Origin of the sequence: Psychrobacter sp. K31L (genome assembly GCF_017942195.1) — a bacterium.
In the GTDB taxonomy this organism is placed as follows: Bacteria; Pseudomonadota; Gammaproteobacteria; order Pseudomonadales; family Moraxellaceae; genus Psychrobacter; species Psychrobacter glaciei.
In genome coordinates this window covers 519,551-540,078 of sequence record NZ_JAGKSC010000002.1, presented here as the reverse complement: position 1 = coordinate 540,078, position 20,528 = coordinate 519,551, and the positions used below count along the sequence as shown (strand labels likewise).

The 20,528-nt window shown below is 43.8% G+C and carries 17 protein-coding genes; 11 read left to right on the top strand and 6 right to left on the bottom strand.

The window, feature by feature from the left end; all coding sequences use genetic code 11:
- Positions 1–327: 327 nt before the first annotated feature.
- The 6 genes from J5X94_RS05415 to J5X94_RS05390 all read left to right on the top strand — a co-directional run bounded on the left by J5X94_RS05415 (position 328) and on the right by J5X94_RS05390 (position 9,278).
- Positions 328–2,130 carry a vWA domain-containing protein gene (locus J5X94_RS05415; RefSeq protein ID WP_210540504.1) on the top strand — a complete coding sequence of 601 codons (1,803 nt, stop codon included), beginning with the start codon at positions 328–330 and terminating at the stop codon, positions 2,128–2,130.
- Positions 2,131–2,490: 360 nt separating this feature from the next.
- Complete coding sequence (locus J5X94_RS05410; RefSeq protein ID WP_189585723.1) at positions 2,491–4,218, top strand: AMP-binding protein; 1,728 nt, start codon at positions 2,491–2,493, stop codon at positions 4,216–4,218.
- Between the two features lie 503 nt (positions 4,219–4,721).
- On the top strand, positions 4,722–6,506 hold the full coding sequence (locus J5X94_RS05405; protein WP_210540503.1) for an AMP-binding protein: 1,785 nt from the start codon (positions 4,722–4,724) through the stop codon (positions 6,504–6,506).
- A gap of 259 nt (positions 6,507–6,765) precedes the next feature.
- Positions 6,766–7,482, top strand: coding sequence for a ribonuclease PH (gene rph / locus J5X94_RS05400; protein WP_010201684.1), 717 nt, complete (start codon positions 6,766–6,768; stop codon positions 7,480–7,482).
- Between the two features lie 164 nt (positions 7,483–7,646).
- Positions 7,647–8,138 carry a hypothetical protein gene (locus tag J5X94_RS05395; protein ID WP_210540502.1) on the top strand — a complete coding sequence of 164 codons (492 nt, stop codon included), beginning with the start codon at positions 7,647–7,649 and terminating at the stop codon, positions 8,136–8,138.
- 303 nt (positions 8,139–8,441) lie between these two features.
- A complete protein-coding gene (locus tag J5X94_RS05390; protein ID WP_210540501.1) occupies positions 8,442–9,278 on the top strand; it encodes a hypothetical protein in 837 nt (278 codons plus the stop codon).
- A gap of 156 nt (positions 9,279–9,434) precedes the next feature.
- On the opposite strand, the gene hemJ is transcribed toward J5X94_RS05390, so the two are convergent.
- The 6 genes from hemJ to serB form a co-directional block, all read right to left on the bottom strand.
- Positions 9,435–9,869 carry a protoporphyrinogen oxidase HemJ gene (gene hemJ, locus J5X94_RS05385; RefSeq protein WP_010201681.1) on the bottom strand — a complete coding sequence of 145 codons (435 nt, stop codon included), beginning with the start codon at positions 9,867–9,869 and terminating at the stop codon, positions 9,435–9,437.
- Positions 9,870–10,015: 146 nt separating this feature from the next.
- The gene (bioB, locus tag J5X94_RS05380) at positions 10,016–11,086 is read right to left on the bottom strand and encodes a biotin synthase BioB (protein WP_210540547.1); all 1,071 of its coding nucleotides are present in this window, start codon (positions 11,084–11,086) and stop codon (positions 10,016–10,018) included.
- A gap of 335 nt (positions 11,087–11,421) precedes the next feature.
- Positions 11,422–11,928 carry an SCP2 sterol-binding domain-containing protein gene (locus J5X94_RS05375; protein WP_189585708.1) on the bottom strand — a complete coding sequence of 169 codons (507 nt, stop codon included), beginning with the start codon at positions 11,926–11,928 and terminating at the stop codon, positions 11,422–11,424.
- Positions 11,929–12,168: 240 nt separating this feature from the next.
- Complete coding sequence (aciT, locus tag J5X94_RS05370; RefSeq protein ID WP_227676203.1) at positions 12,169–12,570, bottom strand: AciT family ciprofloxacin tolerance protein; 402 nt, start codon at positions 12,568–12,570, stop codon at positions 12,169–12,171.
- Positions 12,571–12,808: 238 nt separating this feature from the next.
- The gene (locus J5X94_RS05365) at positions 12,809–13,798 is read right to left on the bottom strand and encodes a DUF368 domain-containing protein (RefSeq protein WP_210540500.1); all 990 of its coding nucleotides are present in this window, start codon (positions 13,796–13,798) and stop codon (positions 12,809–12,811) included.
- A 492-nt stretch (positions 13,799–14,290) separates the two neighbouring features.
- Entirely contained in the window at positions 14,291–15,481 is a 1,191-nt protein-coding gene (gene serB / locus J5X94_RS05360) for a phosphoserine phosphatase SerB (protein WP_210540499.1), read from the bottom strand.
- A 460-nt stretch (positions 15,482–15,941) separates the two neighbouring features.
- Here serB and J5X94_RS05355 point away from each other — a divergent pair, with 460 nt between their 5' ends.
- The 5 genes from J5X94_RS05355 to J5X94_RS05335 all read left to right on the top strand — a co-directional run bounded on the left by J5X94_RS05355 (position 15,942) and on the right by J5X94_RS05335 (position 20,175).
- Positions 15,942–17,522, top strand: a complete 1,581-nt coding sequence (locus J5X94_RS05355) for a hypothetical protein (RefSeq protein WP_210540498.1) — start codon at positions 15,942–15,944, stop codon at positions 17,520–17,522.
- A gap of 194 nt (positions 17,523–17,716) precedes the next feature.
- Positions 17,717–17,950 carry a PA3496 family putative envelope integrity protein gene (locus tag J5X94_RS05350; protein ID WP_010201674.1) on the top strand — a complete coding sequence of 78 codons (234 nt, stop codon included), beginning with the start codon at positions 17,717–17,719 and terminating at the stop codon, positions 17,948–17,950.
- A gap of 519 nt (positions 17,951–18,469) precedes the next feature.
- The gene (locus J5X94_RS05345; RefSeq protein WP_010201673.1) at positions 18,470–19,027 is read left to right on the top strand and encodes a YecA family protein; all 558 of its coding nucleotides are present in this window, start codon (positions 18,470–18,472) and stop codon (positions 19,025–19,027) included.
- Positions 19,028–19,181: 154 nt separating this feature from the next.
- Positions 19,182–19,640 (top strand): YbjQ family protein, encoded by a 459-nt coding sequence (locus J5X94_RS05340; protein ID WP_210540497.1) that lies wholly within the window; start codon positions 19,182–19,184, stop codon positions 19,638–19,640.
- A gap of 49 nt (positions 19,641–19,689) precedes the next feature.
- Positions 19,690–20,175: a YbjQ family protein gene (locus J5X94_RS05335; RefSeq protein WP_210540496.1), complete on the top strand. Its 486-nt coding sequence runs from the start codon at positions 19,690–19,692 to the stop codon at positions 20,173–20,175.
- Positions 20,176–20,528: the final 353 nt, after the last annotated feature.

The following is a 20,528-nucleotide window of genomic DNA, read 5'->3' as shown; positions in this document are numbered from 1 at the left end:
TTAATAGGTATAGATAATTGGTGCAAGCGTACAAATAGGATAGTGCTATCGTAAAGGAAATTGGCAGAATTAAAAAGGTATAAGTCAGAATAGACGACAGGTCGTGACGCGCTTATATTTTGCTTTTATAGAGCCTTCTTATCATGTTCTGATACATAGCTTTTATGGATTAAGTTGAGTATAGTAAATCTAATATTTGTTTTCTATATTATTAATAAGTGCTCCAATATTTGAGCGCGTTTATCTTATGTTATTCATCTATCATTGGCGTAATGTGTCGATACGAACACGCTGCCATTGACCTATTTGCAATAAGGAATATCTGCCATGTCATCTGACTATCTGTCAAAAATGCTTACACCTGCCGTTATTGAAAACAGAACCAAACCCATAGGCCAAAATTTTACTAAAAATGCACTGTTAATTAGTGTTGTAGCCAGTTTAGGATTGACAGCCTGTAGTCCCTCACAAATAAGTAAATCTGTGCCAGCCGAGCCAAGCAGTACCGTGGAACAAGATGCAGCGGTGATGTCAGAATCTGTCGTGGCGTCACCCATTGCCATAAACTTGGCCAGCGGACAACAGATGATGATACGTTCTGCACCCCAGACAAGTGTCATACGTCCGTCACCGAGCATCATAGTCACACCAGAGACGAAAGACAACTATCAAAAAAACGAGGCGAATCCTGTACATCGGACTACGGATATGGCGGTATCGACCTTATCTATCGATACGGATACGGGCAGCTACGCCAATGTGCGCCGCTACTTAAATGAAGGACAGCTACCACCCGTCGATGCTGTACGAGTAGAGGAGATGATCAACTATTTTAACTATCAATTTGATGATGGCAAACGCCTTGGCAACGCACCATTTGTGGTTGCAACGGAAGTGGTTGATTCGCCGTGGGATAGAGCAGATCAAGGCAATAAAATTGTCAAGGTTGGCATCAAAGCCGTTGATAGTAGTTGGTCACAAAAAACTGATAAACAGTCCATGCCACCTGCCAATCTCGTATTCTTAGTAGATGTCTCAGGCTCTATGTCGTCGCGCGATAAGCTACCATTGGCGCAGTCGTCGCTTAAACTATTGACGGAACAAATGCGCTCTCAAGATAGCATCAGTATCGTCACGTATTCAGGCAGTACCAGTGTGGCGTTACCTGCGACCAGTGGTGACCAAAAAGCGAAAATACTGGCTGCGATTGAAAGCTTAAGCGCGGCAGGCTCAACCAATGGAGAAGATGCACTCAAACTGGCTTACAGACAAGCTGAGCAGGCGTTAAAAAAGAACGGCATCAATCGAATCATGATGTTAACAGATGGCGATTTTAACGTTGGTATTAGTGATGTCGATGATATGCTTGATTTGGTCAAAGCCAATCGTGATCGTGGTATCTCTTTGTCTACGGTTGGCTTTGGGCGTGGTAATCTCAATGACCACATGATGGAGCAGATGGCGGACAACGGCAATGGTAATTACAGCTATATCGACAGCTTAACTGAGGCCAAAAAAGTTTTTGGTGATGAGTTAGCAGTGACATTCAACACCGTTGCCAAGGATGTAAAAGTTCAAGTAGAGTTCAATCCTGATGTGGTAAGTGAGTGGCGTTTGATCGGTTATGAAAACCGAGTATTGGCTGAAGAAGACTTCAATAACGACAAAGTAGACGCTGGCGAGTTGGGGGCGGGTAAAGCCGTGATTGCGCTGTTTGAGGTGACGCCAAAAGGGCAAAAAGGTCTGTATAGCGACAGACGTTATGGAGAAAGCAGTGCTAAAGAGATAAATGCCAATACCAAGAAAGGTCAAAAAAATAATGAGCTTGGTTATCTAAAAATCCGTTATAAAGCGCCTACAGGCGGTAGCTCTAAACTGATTAGTCAACCAATTAACAACACCAGTCATGCTTTGAATAAAGCCAATATTGACACCCAATTTGCCGTGGCAGTAGCGGGCTTTGGTCAACGTTTAACCCAAAGTGAATATATTAATAATTGGCAATACAGTGATAGCACAAAGCTTGCAAAAAACAGTATCGCAGATAAACCAAGCAGTGACACAGATGTCACGCGCCGTAACTTTGTGACGTTGACCGAGCTTGGTAGTGCGCTTGATGGCAAGCGCTAATGCAACGCATATCAGACGATAGCAACTGATATAAATGGATAATTGTTTAGTAGTGAAAAATGGTGGATATGGCTATTATTTTATAGATAGGCTATTGATATAAATAGTAATATACTACGTCAAGGTGCTTTACGAACTCAGGTAGCAATCTTTTGTATTGAGTAGTTTGTACAAAGTGTGTATGTTAAAGAACAAAGGGCTATTTGCTGCTACATTGTTTACTCATCACCATACGTCGACGTCGTCAGCCTTGCCACCCTGAAGAGGGTTCGCTTGCGCTCCGATGTTTCGTATGTTTATCACTCTGTGATTGGTATGGGTGGACGATAACGCATTATTATTACTAGGAGAGATAAGATTATGGAAAATCAAGGTAACCTCATTCGTCGTAATGACAAGGTATGGGTCAAAACTTACGAAAAACTTGGTATTCAGTACAATATTGACATGCCAGCTGCCAACACCTCTTTAATTGACGTACTTGAGCAGAACTTCATCAATCACGCAGGCAAAACTGCGTTCGTATGTATGGATGTTAAGCTCTCTTACGAAGATTTGGACTGCTATAGTAAACAAATTGCTGCCTATCTACAGTCACTTGGGCTAAAAAAAGGCGATAAAGTCGCTGTCATGATGCCAAACATTTTGCAGTTACCCGTTTCTGTATTGGGTGTACTTCGCGCTGGCATGACCTTGGTCAACGTTAATCCGCTTTATACGACCAAGGAGCTTGAGCATCAGTTAGAAGATTCTGATACCAAAGCTTTGATTCTTTTAGAGAACTTTGCCAAAACCTATGAAGATATTGGCAAGGACTTGGTTGATCATGTGGTCGTGGCGTCCATGGGTGATTTGATGAGCCCATTAAAGGGTCTGATCGTTAATACCGTTGTGCGTCATGTCAAAAAAATGGTGCCTGATTATCATATTAGAGGCAGCGTTAAGTTCAAAAAAGCCCTACATCGCTTCCCAGCCAAAAGCTATAAACGCCCTAACAATATCGGTCTCGACGACGTCGCGGTACTTCAGTACACGGGTGGTACTACGGGCGTGGCAAAAGGTGCGATGCTGACCCATGGCAACTTGGTGGCCAACCTGATTCAGAGCGATACGTATCTAGGCGATGCTTTTGATAAGTTCGATGGTAGTAATGAGCAGCCAGTCATTATGACTGCTCTGCCGCTATATCATATTTTCTCATTTACTGTGTGTGGCATGTTTGGCCTATACCGTGGTTGTATCGGTCTGCTCGTGCCAAACCCACGCGATGGCGCCAGCTTGATCAAAGCTTACAAAGACTATCCACCAGCATTTTTCCCTGCGGTTAATACCCTGTTTAATGCCCTCGCCAACAGCGAAGTTTTCCAAGCGTTAGATCATAGCAAGCTTGAGATGTCTATGGGCGGCGGCATGGCAGTATTGAAAGACACGGCCGAAAAATGGCAGAAGATTACTGGTAATGTAATTGTACAAGGCTATGGTTTGTCAGAGACCTCTCCTGTTGCTTCAGCAAATCCGCATGGTACAGGGGAGTTCTCCGGTAACATCGGTTTGCCGATGCCTATGACTGATATGGCCATCTTGGATGAAGAAGGCAATGAAGTGGCCCTTGGTGAGCGTGGCGAGATTTGTGTTCGCGGCCCGCAGGTCATGAAAGGTTATTGGAAGCGTGAAGATGCGACGGCGGAAGTCATGACTTCAGACGGTTATTTCCGTACTGGTGATATCGGTGTGATGGATGAAGAAGGTTACTTTAAGATTGTCGATCGCAAAAAAGACATGATCTTGGTGTCTGGCTTTAACGTCTATCCAAACGAAGTTGAAGACGCCATGTCAACGCATCCAAAGATTTTGGAATGTGGTGTTATCGGTATTGATGATGAGAAGAGCGGTGAAGTACCGAAGATTTACGTGGTACGTAGTGACAACAGCCTGACAGCCGAAGAAGTCATCGCTTATGGTAAAGAAAACCTAACTGGCTACAAACGTCCTCGCCATGTTGAGTTTATTGATGAGCTACCAAAATCTAATGTTGGTAAAATCCTACGCAAAGATTTACGAGTGCTTGAAGAAAAAAACCACGGTTAGATAATCAATAGTCAATGCTAGACAGTTTGTTATCAGCCGCCTTTTATTGGAGCTGATAACAACTATCGTGGTATAAAATTTCGTAATGACCAAAAATGATAAGGCCAGTTCTATACTGCCTTATCATTTTTGTTTGTTTCTATCAGCGTTAAATAGCTGGTTAATATCCCGATATTATTTGCGCTATTTTTCTTGTTTGACGGTAATTTATCTCATTTTTATCACCATTTTTAAATTGAAGACACGCCCTAGCAGAACTGCTATAGTGCCTGCCGATATATTTTCTTATTTAGCGATAGAATTGCATGAGTTTGGCGCTATAGAGCTGGCATGATTATCGTCGTAAAAACGTATTAGCGGCTTAACCTTTTTGCCTGATTTGTAGTAGGCTTAGTGATGAGTGTCAGGATTGTTCATTTATTGGAATGCATAAATAATCCTGACGTTCAGGATATTTTCATCAAATTATTCTATCTTTTTAACGGTAATATTTAGGGGAAGTTATGACGGACAATATCAATAAAGAGACAACAAACGACAGCGCGGCTAAAGATGCTCAGTCAACGATTGAGACCAACACCTTTCCTACGATGCCGGCGATAGCTAGTGACCGTCCTTGGCTGAATGCTTACGAGCGCTATAATATCGATGCAACTATCGATATGCCAGATGACAGTACCTCTTTACTTGAAGTGTTCGAACGCAACTTTAGCCGGTATGGACAAAAACCTGCCTATATCTGTATGGGCGCCTCTATTAGCTTTAAGCAATTAGATCTATACAGTCGCCAGATTGCCAGCTACTTACAGTCGTTAGGACTGGTCAAAGGCGACAAAGTGGGGGCGATGATGCCCAATATTTTGCAATATCCTATTGTGATGTTAGGCATCATTCGGGCAGGTATGGTGTTGGTCAATGTCAACCCCTTGTATACCAGCCGCGAATTGTCGCACCAGTTGCATGACAGCGGTGCCAAAGCGTTGTTTATCGTCGAAAACTTCGCCAAGACTTACGAAGAGGCAGAAGACAAAGGTCAGGTCAAGCACGTCATTGTCTGTAAGCTCGGTGATATGCTCGGCACGGTGAAAGGAACCGTGGTCAACCTCGTCGCTCGCCATGTCAAAAAAATGATTCCGTCTTATAGTTTGCCAGAGAGCACTAGCTTTAAGCATGCGCTAAATGCGGTCTCAGCTAGCGAGTATAAGCGCCCTGACATGAATCTAAGCGATGTGGCGTTGTTACAATATACTGGTGGCACGACCGGTGTTGCTAAAGGCGCGATGTTGTCTCATGGCAACTTAATAGCCAATATGCTACAGATTAGTGCGCTCATGGACAGCGCTTTTGAAGATGATATCGAAGCTACTGATGTTCTTTTGACGGCGCTACCGCTATACCATGTGTTCTCATTTATGGTTTGTGGGATGTATAGCATGTACCAAGGTTGTGCTGGTTTACTTATTCCAAATCCACGTGATCTTGACGGCTTGATCAAAGAGATGGGTAAATACAAACCTGCTTTTATCCCTGCGGTAAATACCTTGTTTAATGGCTTGGTACATAAAGACAGCTTTGCCGACCTAGATTTCTCTAACTTAAAAGCCTCGATTGGCGGTGGTATGTCGGTATTGCCAAGTGTGGCAAAAGAGTGGCATAAAATCACTGGTTTACCTATCGTCGAAGGTTATGGTTTGTCTGAGACATCCCCTGTGGTTGCCTTTAACCCGATGACCATCGCTGAATTCACGGGTAAAATTGGTATTCCGGCTTCTAGCACCGATGTGATACTGATTGATGATGATGAAAATGAAGTCGCCTTAGGCGATCGTGGTGAAATCTGTGTCAAAGGCCCGCAGGTGATGATTGGTTATCAAAATCGTCCGGAAGAAACCGCCGAGAGTTTTACTGTCAACGGTTACCTAAAAACGGGTGACATCGGTATCATGGACGAAAAAGGCTTTATAAAAATTGTCGATCGCAAAAAAGACATGATTTTGGTCTCTGGCTTTAACGTCTATCCAAACGAAATCGAAGAAGCCATGAGCGAGCATCCAGGTGTGGTAGAGTGCGGTGCCATTGGTATTCCGAACGATGATCGTGGCGAAGAACCAAAAATCTTTGTGGTCAAAAAAGGCGATGTGACTGAGCAGGAGCTGCTTGATTTTGGCAAAAAGCAGTTGACTGGTTACAAACGTCCGCGTCACGTGCAGTTCGTTGACGAATTACCAAAATCAAACGTGGGTAAAATCCTCCGTAAAGAATTGCGTAAGATGGAAGGTTTAGAATAAAGTAAGCGCCACATTTAATGGCAACAGCGGCGCAATAGCTTGAGTGAATCTTGCTATTGCGCCGTCGCCACGTTAGGATGTCGTAATATTTAGGTCTGCTAAGGCATCCAGTTATCCTTTATTTCGGAGTGTCAGTATGTTGGAATGCAAGAGTTTCGGAACTTGAGTGTTTCGCTAAATAAATACTGGCTACTACTCAAATAATGACAGACCCCTTATCTTATGACATTGCTTTTAAAACATCGTACTAGGAATTTTTATGCGTATTGACAATCGTGAGCTTGACCAACTTCGCTCGATCAGCTTTGAGCGCCATTATACTAAGCATGCTGAAGGGTCTGTATTAGTCAGCTTTGGCGATACCAAAGTACTCTGCACAGCCAGTGTTGAATCAGGCGTACCGCGTTGGCTCAAAGGTAAGGGTAAGGGCTGGATCACGGCAGAATACGGTATGTTGCCACGAGCGACAAATACCCGTAATCAACGCGAAGCGGCACGTGGTAAGCAGTCAGGTCGCACGCAAGAAATTCAACGTCTCATCGGTCGTAGCTTGCGTGCCATGATTGACTTGAGCAAGCTGGGCGAAAACACCATTTATCTTGATTGTGATGTATTGCAAGCAGATGGTGGTACTCGTACCGCTAGTGTAACTGGCGCAGCTATCGCGCTCATTGATGCGTTAGAAAGCATCCAAAAAGCCAAAAAATTGAAAGCGGACCCATTGATTGGTTTGGTCGCTGCGGTTTCTGTTGGTATGAAAGATGGCAAAGCGTATCTAGATTTGAACTACGAAGAAGACGCCAGCTGTGATACGGACTTGAATGTGGTGATGACTCAGAAAGGTGAGTTCATTGAACTACAAGGTACGGCAGAAGAAAAGCCATTCACCCGTGCGCAAGCAGACGATATGTTGGTACTGGCAGAAAAAGGCATTGCAGAGCTTATTGCGATGCAAAAAACAGCGTTAGGCTGGTAATCTACTGTTAATGTCTAAGATGATTAAATATTTTTTTTGATGCTATTGTTAATCTTCGATAGTTAAGTGTCTTTTGACAGATAGTTGTTTGCTAAAACACATGGTTGTCTTTTAAAAGATAATTGTCTCTCAAAAAACAGTGGTTCTGCAACAGGTAGTAACGCATGCTTAAGCTGACTGATGATGGTGCCAAAATCACTCTGCACGCTCAACCGCAAACGGCTGATAATGGTCTGTTTTGGTTTGGGTCAGCATTGCTTATTGGTGCAGTTGCAGTGGCCATGGCCATGAGTCTACTCTCTGAGCGCTTGGCTATTGGTGCGCTTGCTTTGCTTATTATCGGTAGTTTTATTTTTAATAAGCAACGCCAACAACGCAAAAAGGCCATGAGTGGCGTTATTAATAACGGTATCTTATGGGTGCGAGCTGGCGAGCTGGTGCATGACAATAATGGTAAGCGTGAGCACATCCATTTGACCGATAGTGATGACGTCAAGCTTATCGGCGAACAGCTACAAATTTGCGATAGTGACAATGTACGTAAGTATCATATTAGCGGCTTTGAGACTGTCCAAGAGGCAACCGCTGCTAAAGCTATCTTGCAAGGTCAAGCGCTGACAAAGCGCCATGTCAATATTAAGATGAGCAGCGATTAGCGTCTTTACTAGGGCGTGTCCTCATTTTTAAAATGAGGACACGCCCTAGCCTTATAATTGTGAGCTTATACTTTTCTAAAAATTTCTATCCCACTCCCGTATTATTCGTACTTACATTTTTATCGCTTGTCTAAACCCCTTTTTCTCTACTACCACTAGTCTGTCTTTTTATACCTTTTATCGTCAATGAAAAAGGAATAATGCTTGCAGATGCACGCTTAAATAGTTTATAAATAGGATTGGAAATCCAACCCCTATTATTGTTAATGCTATCATTGCGATGCTATTGACAAGGAGCTAGTCATGTCGCGTTTGCCAGTGTCTATGTCGTCGGTCACAACGTCATGTAGTATGTCGTGCAGTCTATTGCTACTCACTGTCGGTATGGTAGGTCAAGCCCATGCAGATAGTATGAGCGCGCTTATTGCGCAAAAGTCCGTCCAGCCTGAATATAGTGCCCGTTATACACCAACGCATGCTGCGGTACCTGCTGCCAAAGTGAGTACACGCTCTACGATTCAACGTGCTGGCAGCTATCGATCAAGCCCTGTCAATGTTCGACCAACTAGTACTCCCTCTTATTCAACCACTAGTTATTCTAACAATAACTCTTACGCGAATCCGCCAGCGGTCAATACTTCTTATCGTTATCCTGACGTACAACGTCAAACACCTAGCGCGCTACCAGCATTTTTATCCGGTAATTATGACAACGTCGATAGTGAGTATTTACCGTTGCTCAGCAATGCTGAGACGCAAAGCAATATGGCAGCACGTGAGGTGGTGAGTACAGCACGCAAAATGGCACTGAACGAGCGCTCGATTATTCAAGGCGGCTGTTGGGATTATCTGGATGCGGTATTTAAACGGGCAGGGGTGACGCGCGATACGGTGCATAAAGGGACTTATGGTCAAGGTCCGTACGCCAATAGTGGCGAGATTGAAGTCGGAGATTGGCTCTACTATATTAATCATGGCTACAATGGTGTTGAGCATAGTGGACTGTTCGTTGGCTGGGTCGATGAGCGTGCAAAGCAAGCATTGATACTCAGTTATGCGGGCGAAAACCGACGCGAACCTGCACGTTATCGTGTTTATGATTTGAGCAATGTTTATCAAATCATGCGCCCTAGTGTTTAAGCTCTAATGTTTGACAGTAAGTCATAAAATACGATTGGCTATGTCAAATGCCTTTGTTATAGTAGGATAATAAAAAAGCGTCCGTTACTTATTAGAGTAGCGGACGCTTTTTATTTTTAGGCCGTTAGTTCTAGAGATTAGTCATTGTACTGAGCTCTAGAAAGGTTTTACCACCACTAAAATTACGATAATGACCAAAGCAAATACTGGCACTTCATTAAACCAGCGCCAAAATTTATGCGACTTATAATGTGGATTATCCATCAGTTTTTTACGATAAAAGCCGCATGCACCGTGATAGCCAGACAGTAGTACGACTAGCAAGAGCTTAACGTGTAACCAACCTTGAGTTTTATACACATCCCAGCCTAACCCTAACATCCATAGACCGAATACCCATGTCGCTATCATCGACGGTGTCATAATACCGCGATAGAGCTTGCGCTCCATAATGGTAAAGCGCTCTTGGCTAATGCTATCATCACTCATCGCATGATAAACAAACAGGCGCGGCAAGTAGAAAATTGCTGCAAACCAGCAAACCATAGAAATAATATGTGCTGCTTTAATCCAGTTAAAATAATCTGCCATTACTTAATCTCTTGTTATCAGCCATTTGAAATGAGAACACACCCTAGGCTTATTTTCATACGCTTTTTATAAGGGCTAATTGATGACACAGCCCAAACGCAAGTGCAATGCAGATTATTAATAAATAGTCGCTGCACACAGTCAAACTAGTCAGCCAATACCACTTGTGTTTGATGACCATTCATCGCATCCATCACAGGCAATACTCTAGGCGCTCTTGGTGCGGCAAACTGCTTTGTTAGACCAAGCTCACGCATAAGTCTGTCATCGCCTGATTGACTGGCGTTACCAGTGGTCAGAAGTTTGTCACCATAAAAGAATGAATTGGCACCTGCCATAAAGGCCAGTGCTTGCTCAGAGTCAGATAGGCTTTCGCGACCAGCCGACAGGCGCACATAGCTGGTCGGGCAGCAAATACGCGCCACGGCAATGGTACGAATCCACTCAAGTACAGGCAGCTGACCTTCTGCTAATACCTTATCGCCAATCGGGGTGCCTTTAATGGGCACTAATAGATTGACCGGAATCGACTCTGGTGCTTTGGGCATTTTTAGCAGCTCGTGTACCCAGTCGATGCGATCGTCACGGCTTTCACCCATACCAACGATATTGCCGCTACAGACATTGATACCTGAGTTGCGCACGTTATTGATAGTATCTAAGCGCTCGTCATAGCTGCGCGTGCTGACAACTTGCTCATAGTAGCGGCGCGAGGTATCCAAATTATGATTGTAATAATCCAATCCTGCATCCGCCAATTGCGTTGCTTGATTGGTATCAAGCATACCAAGCGTCATACAGGTCTCAAGACCTAACGCTTTTACTTCTTTGACCAGTTCAACCACATAGGGCATGTCTTTGGCGCTAGGATGTTTCCACGCTGCACCCATACAGAAGCGTGACGAGCCACTGGCTTTGGCACGTTTAGCAGCGGCAATGACTTTATCGACTTCTATGCGTTTCTCTGCTTGCAGGTTGGTGGTATCGCGATGATGACCTGATTGCGAGCAATAGCCACAGTCTTCTGGGCAGTTACCTGTTTTAATAGACAGCAATGTGCTGATTTGCACTTCATTCGCTTTAAAATGTTGACGGTGAATGGTTTGTGCTTGTAATAATAAATCCATCAAAGGCAAATCAAAGAGCTGAGAAATTTGTTCACGGCTGTGCTTGCTGGTCACATTTTGGTCTGTTTTAATCGCGTCTGTGGCTAGCATCGCCAACAACTCATTGGTTGTATTGGCTTGATTGTTAAGTGTGTCAGTTTGGCTGTCGGCGTTAGGTTCTGAGATACTAAGCAGTCCTGCCATAATATAAGTCCTTTTATAACGGTATTAAAAATATGGATATTTGCGTCTTTTATTGTTTTAAGATATTTAATGGTTCTAAAACAATAAAAAAGGCTGCGATATAGTATACCGCAACCTTTTTAGAAAGTCAGAACACGACTAGATAGTATTTAGAATTACTACAATTAAGCACATTAGAAACATCTTAGAGGCACACCAATAGTCATTGCTGGCTATTCATTTATTTAACTGTTTATGTCTGACTATTTACCCAATTTATGCTTAGCAACACCAACCCAATGCTCAGCAAATTTCTGTGCTTTATAGGCATAAGGTTTGGCTTTATCAAGATAAGGCTTACACTCTTCTGGAATGGCTGGCACGATGTGTTTGGCAAGCTTATTGAACCACATCATTAGGCTGTAATCACCCTCGATGCTCAGGTTACCTTCTTGTACTGCTGTCATAAAAGCAGGCAGACTGCCTTGGGTCAAAAGCTTAACGCCAGTCATAGAGTCTTTGAAATTGATGGTTAGGTCCGCTTCTTTTGCATGACCGCTATGTTGGCTAAATTGTCCATTATCAAAGCTAAAAGAACGGGCAATATCAGATTCAGTACTGGCAAATTCAATCGTGACTTTGCGATCAGCAAATAGCGCTTTGACGTCTTCATTGTCGCTATCAGCTAGCATAGACAGGCGATAACCAACCACGGCCAATAACGCATCTAATGGGTCAGATTTGATATCTAATACAGGAATAGTAAACATAGTGGAACTCCTAAAGGGTGGGGCATAAAAATAAAGCGTACTTTATACCAGTTTTTATGATAAATATATAATTAGATTATAAACTATTGAGTGGTATCAATTCTTTAGGAGTTAAGTAGAGCGTGTTAAGTATCTTGTAACATTGGTCGTTTAAGGTTGACCGATTGCTTGGCATCTGTGTTTTTGATTACTTGCTTTTTAATTATCTGCTTTCTGATTAATGGCTTTCTGTTTAGCCGTCTAATGAAAACGCGGCTGATAATCGTCGTCGTAGACAGGTGTGTGCTCGACATAGCGAGCCGCTTCCAACTCGCGCTGCTGACTGACCGACTGACTCACATCATCGTAGCGTAATGCCCGATACAGCACCCAGACCGCCAAAGGTAGCCAGCTTATTCCCATAGCGATGACGTAGCTGTGCCATTCTGAAAGCTCTGATAGTGTAGGGCGACCTGACAAGATATTTTGGATAACTTCGACGCTCAGCCAGTAGACCATGCCGCCAAACAGATATAGCAAGAGCCAACGATGCGATGAGAGAGCAAGTGCCACGACCACACCTGCTAGCACCCCATAACCAAGCCATGCCGCGCTGCTCCACGCATCAACACCGATAAAAGAAAAAATAGTCAGTAACATCATTCATCTCGCTATTCATAAGGTGAATTCCAATGAGTCTATTATGAAAGGTTATTGAACAAAGCTGAAGAGGGTGTAGGCGACTTTGCGACAACCGTTGACGTTTGGTTTTTTGAATGATTTTGACCATTTAGCGTAGGGAGTTGCTAGAAAAAGCGCCGCAAGAATGGGCGCTTTTTATTGGGAACGACGAGAAGGTTTTGCTAATTCTAGATGAGATTAATACAAGCTTGAGGCAGGGCTAAGCTCGATTGGTACGGTTGCCCCACCAAGACAATAGCGACACCAAAATAGCACCGAGTAGCATAAGTCCGACTGTGCTTAACCAGTGCGGGCCAGTAGGATATTGCCATGGCATGACATTGGTGATCGCCTCGCTATTTAGAGAACCTAAGGCGTCGACTTTCCACGGCCAGACTTTAACCAAAGATCCGGCGATAAAGCCTGTGAGCAAGGCTAATGTAGCTTGATAATAGCGAGACAATAACCATTTAAGCGCACGAGTAAATAATAACAATCCCGTTGCCATACCCGCTATAACAGTAAAAATGACGGTGAAATTATGAGTATGGACAGCCTCTAATACCGTATCATATGCTCCCATCAACAGTAAGATAAACGACCCTGAAATACCCGGTAAAATCATCGCACAAATAGCAATGGCTCCGGCAAAAAACAGATAGGGTAAGCTTGGAGTGGTGGTCAGTAAAGGCAAGCTACTGATAGTAACAGCTGTTACTATTCCAATGATAAACAGTACTGCTCGTCCTATGTTCCAGCGCTTAATTTCGCTTAATAAAATAAATACGGTTGCGACAACCAGCCCAAAAAAGAATGACCAAATCAGTAATGGCTCATTGTCCAGTAGATGCTTGATCATACCAGCCAAGGTCAGAAAACTGGTGGCAATACCGAGTAGCAGACATAATAAAAAAGTGGCATCCACTTGTCGCCAAACCGCAACTAGACCTTTGATACCACCTTCTTGGCGGAATATCTGCCACAGATGGGGGCCAATGCTACTAAGCGCATTAATCAAACGTTCGTAAATACCTGCAATCAATGCAATAGTACCGCCAGAGACACCAGGCACGATATCAGCCGCGCCCATGGCCATACCTTTGAAGTAGACGCCTAACAGCTGCTTTGGACTGTCAGTAGTAGTCACACTGGTATCTAATGGTTGCGGCACTGACGACTCGCTTGGTTTGGGTGATTGGGGTGCCGTCATGGACAGTCCTTGAGTGATTTAAGATGAGCGTTGAAGATGAGTGCCAATATTTAGATTAAAGTCATGAGTTAGACTAAAGTTATGCTCAGGCAGTAAGGTTCAAATGGTGTTATTAAAATAGCGCCAGAGTCAGCGGCAACAAAATATAAAAACTATAAATATAAAAGCCAGATTAGGGTCTGTTGAATATTCAAATGTGGTACTGGCAGTGGCTATTTTTTAGACAATACGCAGTGAAATTTTTGACGCCTAGTTATTCTAGGTTAGACAATTTCTCCATGTATTGGCAAAAAATAGCCCTGCCCTGAAAGGCTGATACTAAAATCACCCCAAACGTTGTTGTAAACCTAGCTAAGGTCTCGACATTATCGTCGGTTTACGCCTAGTTTGGGACGATTTTAGCGATCAGCAGTCCTAATATTTGAATGTTCAACAGACCCTAATGACAAAGACATTAACCTAGCTTTTTATAGTGTGTCCAGCGTTTAGACATTACTCAGTAGGAGCAAGTGCGGGATAGCCAAGCGCGTAGAGCACGCCTTCTAGACCAGTCACATTAATCGCTGCATCGGCACGTGCTTGCACAATAGGCTTAGCATGATACGCGACCCCCAAGTCAGCAATCGCCATCATCGGCAAATCATTGGCACCGTCACCGATACAGACCACTTGTGACATCTCGATACCCAAACGCTCAGCAGTATGTTCGACGATAGCCGCCTTTTTGGCGCCATTAACGATGGGTAATTGTACATGACCAGTGACTTCACCTTCGTCAATGTCTAATGCATTGGCATGGACTTCATCAATACCGAGCTGCTCAGCAATATACTGGGCAAAATAAGTAAAGCCGCCAGACACCAATACCGTATGATAGCCCAAGGCTTTTAGTGCGCTGATGGTAGTGCGAGCGCCCACAGATAGCGTTAAGCGGCTGCATATATCATCGAGCACATCCGTTGAGATACCTTTTAATAACGCCACACGCTGCGCGAACGACTCATCAAAATCAATCTCACCGCGCATGGCCGCCTCAGTGATGGCTTCGACTTCTTCACCAATTCCCGCTGTTTTTGCCAGTTCTACGATGACTTCTTGTTCAATCAACGTTGAGTCCATATCAAAGCAGGCAAGCTTGTGGGTACGCAGCATATGACCGACAGATAAAATATGGCAGTCAACGACGTTTAAGTCGTCCGCAATATCCGCGCTGTGCGTGTTTTTATATTGCTCGGTCAAGTCATGACGCAAGCGCGTGGTCAATTGATCATCGATGATATGAGCCGCCGCTGTCTTCTTGCCAGGGTGCATGAGCGTGTCGGTTACTGGCACCAGTAGATAGCGGAATACTTGCGCATGGGTAAAGGGAAGACGTTGCGCATCTGCTGCCATCGGTTCTGTATCAGAAACCGTGATATTGACAAAGCTTGCATCGGTGTCTTCGGCGACGGTTACCAAATGCCAGCTTGGTTGCTCATCGACCCACGACTGAATATATCGATGAATATCCATTGCTGACACTTGAGTCGGCAGCACTACGATGAGTGCAAAAACAGGCAGCGACTGTAGCGCATCAAAATCTTGCAAATTGGTATCATCAGGTAATAATGCCGCAATAGAATCGACGGCTTGTTGCCATGCTTTGCTGTCTTTTGGTAACGAATAAGAGGTATTTTTTGGCATGGCTCAATTGTCCCTTGTATGCTCATATAAGATTGGGAATAATAACAGTTTTACTGAGCAGCGCCTATAGATGACGCGCAAAGTATCGCAGGTGTCTAAAATTGCCTGTCAGGGCGCAAAAACTGCTCAAATGCGATAAAGTTATCATGATAAATTTATAAAGCGACTAACGCTATAAGGCTTATTATGGTGATATAGTAGATGAGATAAACTGACCACTTGGTAACGATGTTGTGGCAAAGACAGCAGCGGTGTTAATGATGCAGATTGCGATACTATCATGAGTTAAGTTTAGTCCGATGGGCGAGAGCTATTTGCCGTCATAGTAGTTTAAATAATGGTGATTGGTTTCAGTAACGCTCTATCAATATGCACGCATCACAATTTTCTAAAAATTAGCCAAAAAATGAGCAGTAGCCTCGTTTTTTAATTTCTCTTCTCCAAAAAAGTTTACCATATCATGACGTATTTAGCGCCGCGGCAAGGGTTGTTTGCCATTATTCTTCTGGTTAGTTTTTGTTTGCAGACTCTATTATTGGTCATCAGTACCGACCAACAGCTGAGCAAAAGTCGTGCGTTAAAAGGCGAGCAGATGGTCGCCCAGCTGATTGATGAGGCAAGGTTGTCTTTAGAAAACAAAGACCGTGTCAGTCTCAGCGTTATTGCCAATCGCTATACCAGCGAGCAAGACGTCACACGGATACTGATTAAAGACAACAACGACGACATCTTGGTGCCTGTTGGCAATGCGCCAATGCAGCAAGGCGATACCATTCGTCAGATCGCCACCAATGGCGATGCGGTGATTGGCAGTGTGTCGTTGACATTAAAAGATATTAGCAAGGGCGAGATTATCGCTATGCAATGGCCGTTTGTCATCGGTACTATGCTGCTGCATTTATTGCTTTGGCTGATTTATGGTTATCTGGCTCGTCCTACTAAAGAGCAAATCAATGCGCTCAGCCGTGATGTCGAAGATTTATATCGCGAGCAATATCGGCAGGTTGATCAACGCAGTGACTATCGTGAGAATGCTCGCGAGAATGATCGTGGCTATGCGGATGATGCGAATGGTTCAAATGACAAGCGCTCAGCCGATAACGAGAATGACAATACTAGAAACAGTAGCACTAGAAACAGTAGCAGTAAAAATGAAGGTCGTAATCTTGATGATAATCAAGTGACTGCTGAAACCAATGATAAAAATACAAATACCCGCAAAATTGACGTCCATAATGAAGTCAATGCCTATCTAAGGGCGCAGCAGAATCAAGACGCGACGACGGAAGACACTGGTCTTAATGCTGACAATACCTCTGAATATCGTACAGATGATCAGGCCACCAACGCAACGCAAAACGATGGGCGCAGCAGTGATAATGGCACTCATAAAGTCAATGGCAGTACCTCTCAGTTATCTACCGCTAAATTATCCGCTACACGCGCAGTTGACACGGTCAGTGTCCAAATCGTATTTCATGACGAATTTAATATGCTTGAGCGCCTAGCGCCTTCCCAGCGCTTGCCTTACCTTGCGCTATGTACGCAGCTACTCAATCAGGCAATAACCGAACTACTCAAACAACCACTGTTGATGGGTGTGAGTGCGATGAATGAACCACGCTTTGACGAAAGCGGTGCCTGTGCGGTGCTCAAAGCGGATAATAGCCATGCCAAAGTCGCGCTAGCAGGCGTGATGCTTGGCAAGCTCTACCTGATGCTCAACAAGATCATCCACGACAAGCATATTGAACTGTCGCGTTTTGCCTTGTCAGCCAAAGCTGGGGTGAGTGATGATGCCCAAGCCGATGCCATGACCCAACTGTTACAAAGCGTGGGCAAAAAAGAGCAGATGTTGATATTGCTGCCTAATGCTGGACTCAAACAAATCAGCAACCATGTTCAAGTGCACAGCATCATGCGTCCGACAACTGTCTATGAGCGTGAGTGCGCGATATTTGATGGTGGCAATGACTCGATGATTCAGCGTTTGGCAGATGTCCGTAACGCAGTTCTGATGATTGAAGAAACGGATGAGTAATATGCTTCATCGCTATTAATGCTGCCACTCTCTCTACAATTGCCTGCGAGATAGCCTTTACGATTGTTCTTGTGTTTGTTGCTAAATAGGGCATAGTGATAAAAAGGATTGACAATGCCCAGTAGAGACTTTATAAGGCATATATATATTCACGTATTTTTAATACACTTGCCAAAAAATGATAGGAGTTTGTCATGAGTGACGCTGATATTGACGACGATTTTGATGATGATTTTGTCGACGATGATGATGCAAAGATGGTAGAAGAGGCTGAGACTAGTGTGCGTACGCGCCTAAGTAGTCTTGAGAAGCGTCGACTAATCGATAATTTGCTAGAAGAAAAGCGTTTGGCTAAAGAGTTAAAAGACGATCTTGACGATCTAGATAACTTCGATGAAGATGGCGATGACTGGGATGATGATTTTTAGGATTTAGACTTAAGTTAACGATCCTGTTAGGTTAGCCAAGCAGATGATACGATTAAAGTAGGCCAAGTAAACCAAACTAAGCCAATGCCTTAGGGGTTGATCGTGACTGAATTGTGCTAAGCTGGCTGCACCATATTTTGGTTTTTAATGCTTGGTTTTGAACGCTTGGTTTTAGATTTTAATGATTGCTGTGCCACTTAGGGCGTGCCATCAATTAGCACATGGATACATTTAGTGGTCTTAAATGGTTAAATTTTGCCAAACGTCGTCAGAAATCTTGTCAATAGGTTCATATTTACGGCAATTTCTTTCTTGTTTGGCTACAATTTTCCTCATTTTAAGCCTCACAATCTAAATGATGACACGCCCTCGCTATATTCAATAAATTTATTTTATAAAGGTTGTTTGGTTTTAGGTGTGTCATCCATGCAACTGCTATCCCCTTCTTATTCACCATCAGACATTTAATCGGTCGTTTGTGGTGACTGACGCAATCCATCTTTCAAGGATTATTACATCATGAGTAACCAACTAAGTTTTGATGAATTACTAGATTATTTGGACAATCAAGAGAGCCAGTTTGTGCTCGATAGTGTCGCCGCGCATGGTTTTCTGACAGCGACAGTCATCGGTCGTCCATTGCCTAATTGGATGGATGCGCTATTTGAAGGTCATGCTAGTGAGATTCCAGAAAATGTCATCGATGGCATTAAGCGCTGGCGCGACTCTATCATCGCTGAACTAAAAAATGAGACACCTATCGAGCTACCGTTTGGTGAAGGTGCTGGCGACGAAGAAGTGGCTGTTGATTTTTCAGACGAGTCAGACATCGTTGCTTGGTCAATCGGCTTTGTCGATGCCATGTATGGTGATGAAGCCAGTGATTGGTTTGAAGATCAAGACACTGCAGAAGACGTGGCAGTACTGACCTTACCAATGATTGTGCTTAGCGGCATCGATGATGAAGATCCAGAGCTATCTGAGATGCGTAAAGATGAAGACAAAATGGTACAGATGGCCAATAGCATCGAAGGCAATTTGACTGAGCTATTTTTATTGTTCCATACCAATGATTAGTCTTTTATAGACAGTTTTTATAGGCAGTGTTGATTGCCATTAATAATGTGGTTTGTTCGCAGCAATGTGGTCTGCCATTATTCTTTATCAATGTTGATTAACGCTGACCATTTCTAGCTGAATTATTTTTATAAGTCACCGATAAGGTCGTACTATGACTGTGCAACTCTCCAATCTTGAGCACTTACCCAATTATCAAATTACCGAACGCCTAGACGTTGTGTACGGCAGTACGGTACGCTCAAAGCATGTCGGTAAGGATTTGTTCGCCAGTCTAAAAAACATCGTTGGCGGCGAGCTGACTGCCTATACTGAGCTGCTAGAAGAGTCACGCCAAGAGGCAATAGATCGCATGATTGTAAAGGCCGAAGCGCTAGGGGCTGATGCCGTCGTTGGTCTGCGATTTTCGACCTCTAGCATCGCGCAAGGTGCTTCTGAGCTGTTTGTCTATGGTACTGCGGTCAAAGCAGTACCTGTGCAACAGCAGCCTGCATCACCGCCACAGTACCCATCTGGTCACACTCCACCTATTCAAAATGCACCTACTCAAAATCCGCAAACACAACCGCCAACTCCAGCGGACGATTTACCACGTTTCAATCCTTTTGGTTAGTTAATTAAGTTTTAAAACACTAAAGCTTTTTTATGATAAGAGACGTGCCATGAATAATTCTATTACTCAATTCCTCATTAACTACGCGCCGCTTATTATATTATTCGTGGTGGGGTGGTTCTTTGGATCGCGTCATGAGCGCCAACACTTAGCACAGCTCAGTATCGCAGAGCAAACCTTGGGTCACATCGTGGTCTCAAGCGAGCGCTTTTATTACCCCAAGCTGGCAGCCGATAGTAAAGGTGAGCTGGTGCTGGGCAGTGTGGTGATTGCCCAAGATTACTTTAAGATGATTATCGCTCGGGTACTGAGTTTATTTGGCAAAAACTTAACCACCTATGAGACGTTGCTAGATCGCGCAAGGCGTGAGGCTATCGTCCGTATGCGCACGCAGGCACAGGCCAAAGGCTACAATCATATCTATGGTTTACGTCTTGAAGTCACTAGTATCAATCAATTGGGCAGCATGGTCGAAGCCATTGCCTATGGCACAGCAGTGGTCGATATCGACACAGCAACTGACCACCACAAATAGCTCAGCCAACCCCTAATTATCTGTAAGTTTCTATAGCTCTTCGGACAGTCATCAATGCTTGTTTCTTCAATGCCATCGTAAGCATGCCATCCTAAAATTTATATTTACATCTATCAGCGTAAATACCTCAAACCTATATTCCATTACAAAAGCCCATTATTGACCGGGGAGTAACGGAATGATGTAAGTTATGAGCACGCGACAACGCTATACTTAATTTTATCGTTCGATATGCTGGTGTACGTGTATTAGCAGGATTGGCTTATACCGCTAGCGTGAAAAATATCGTTATAAATTCTACAGCAACCTAGCCATTAAGTGCTTTGATCAAGTGCATTAAGGACAAGCGCTGT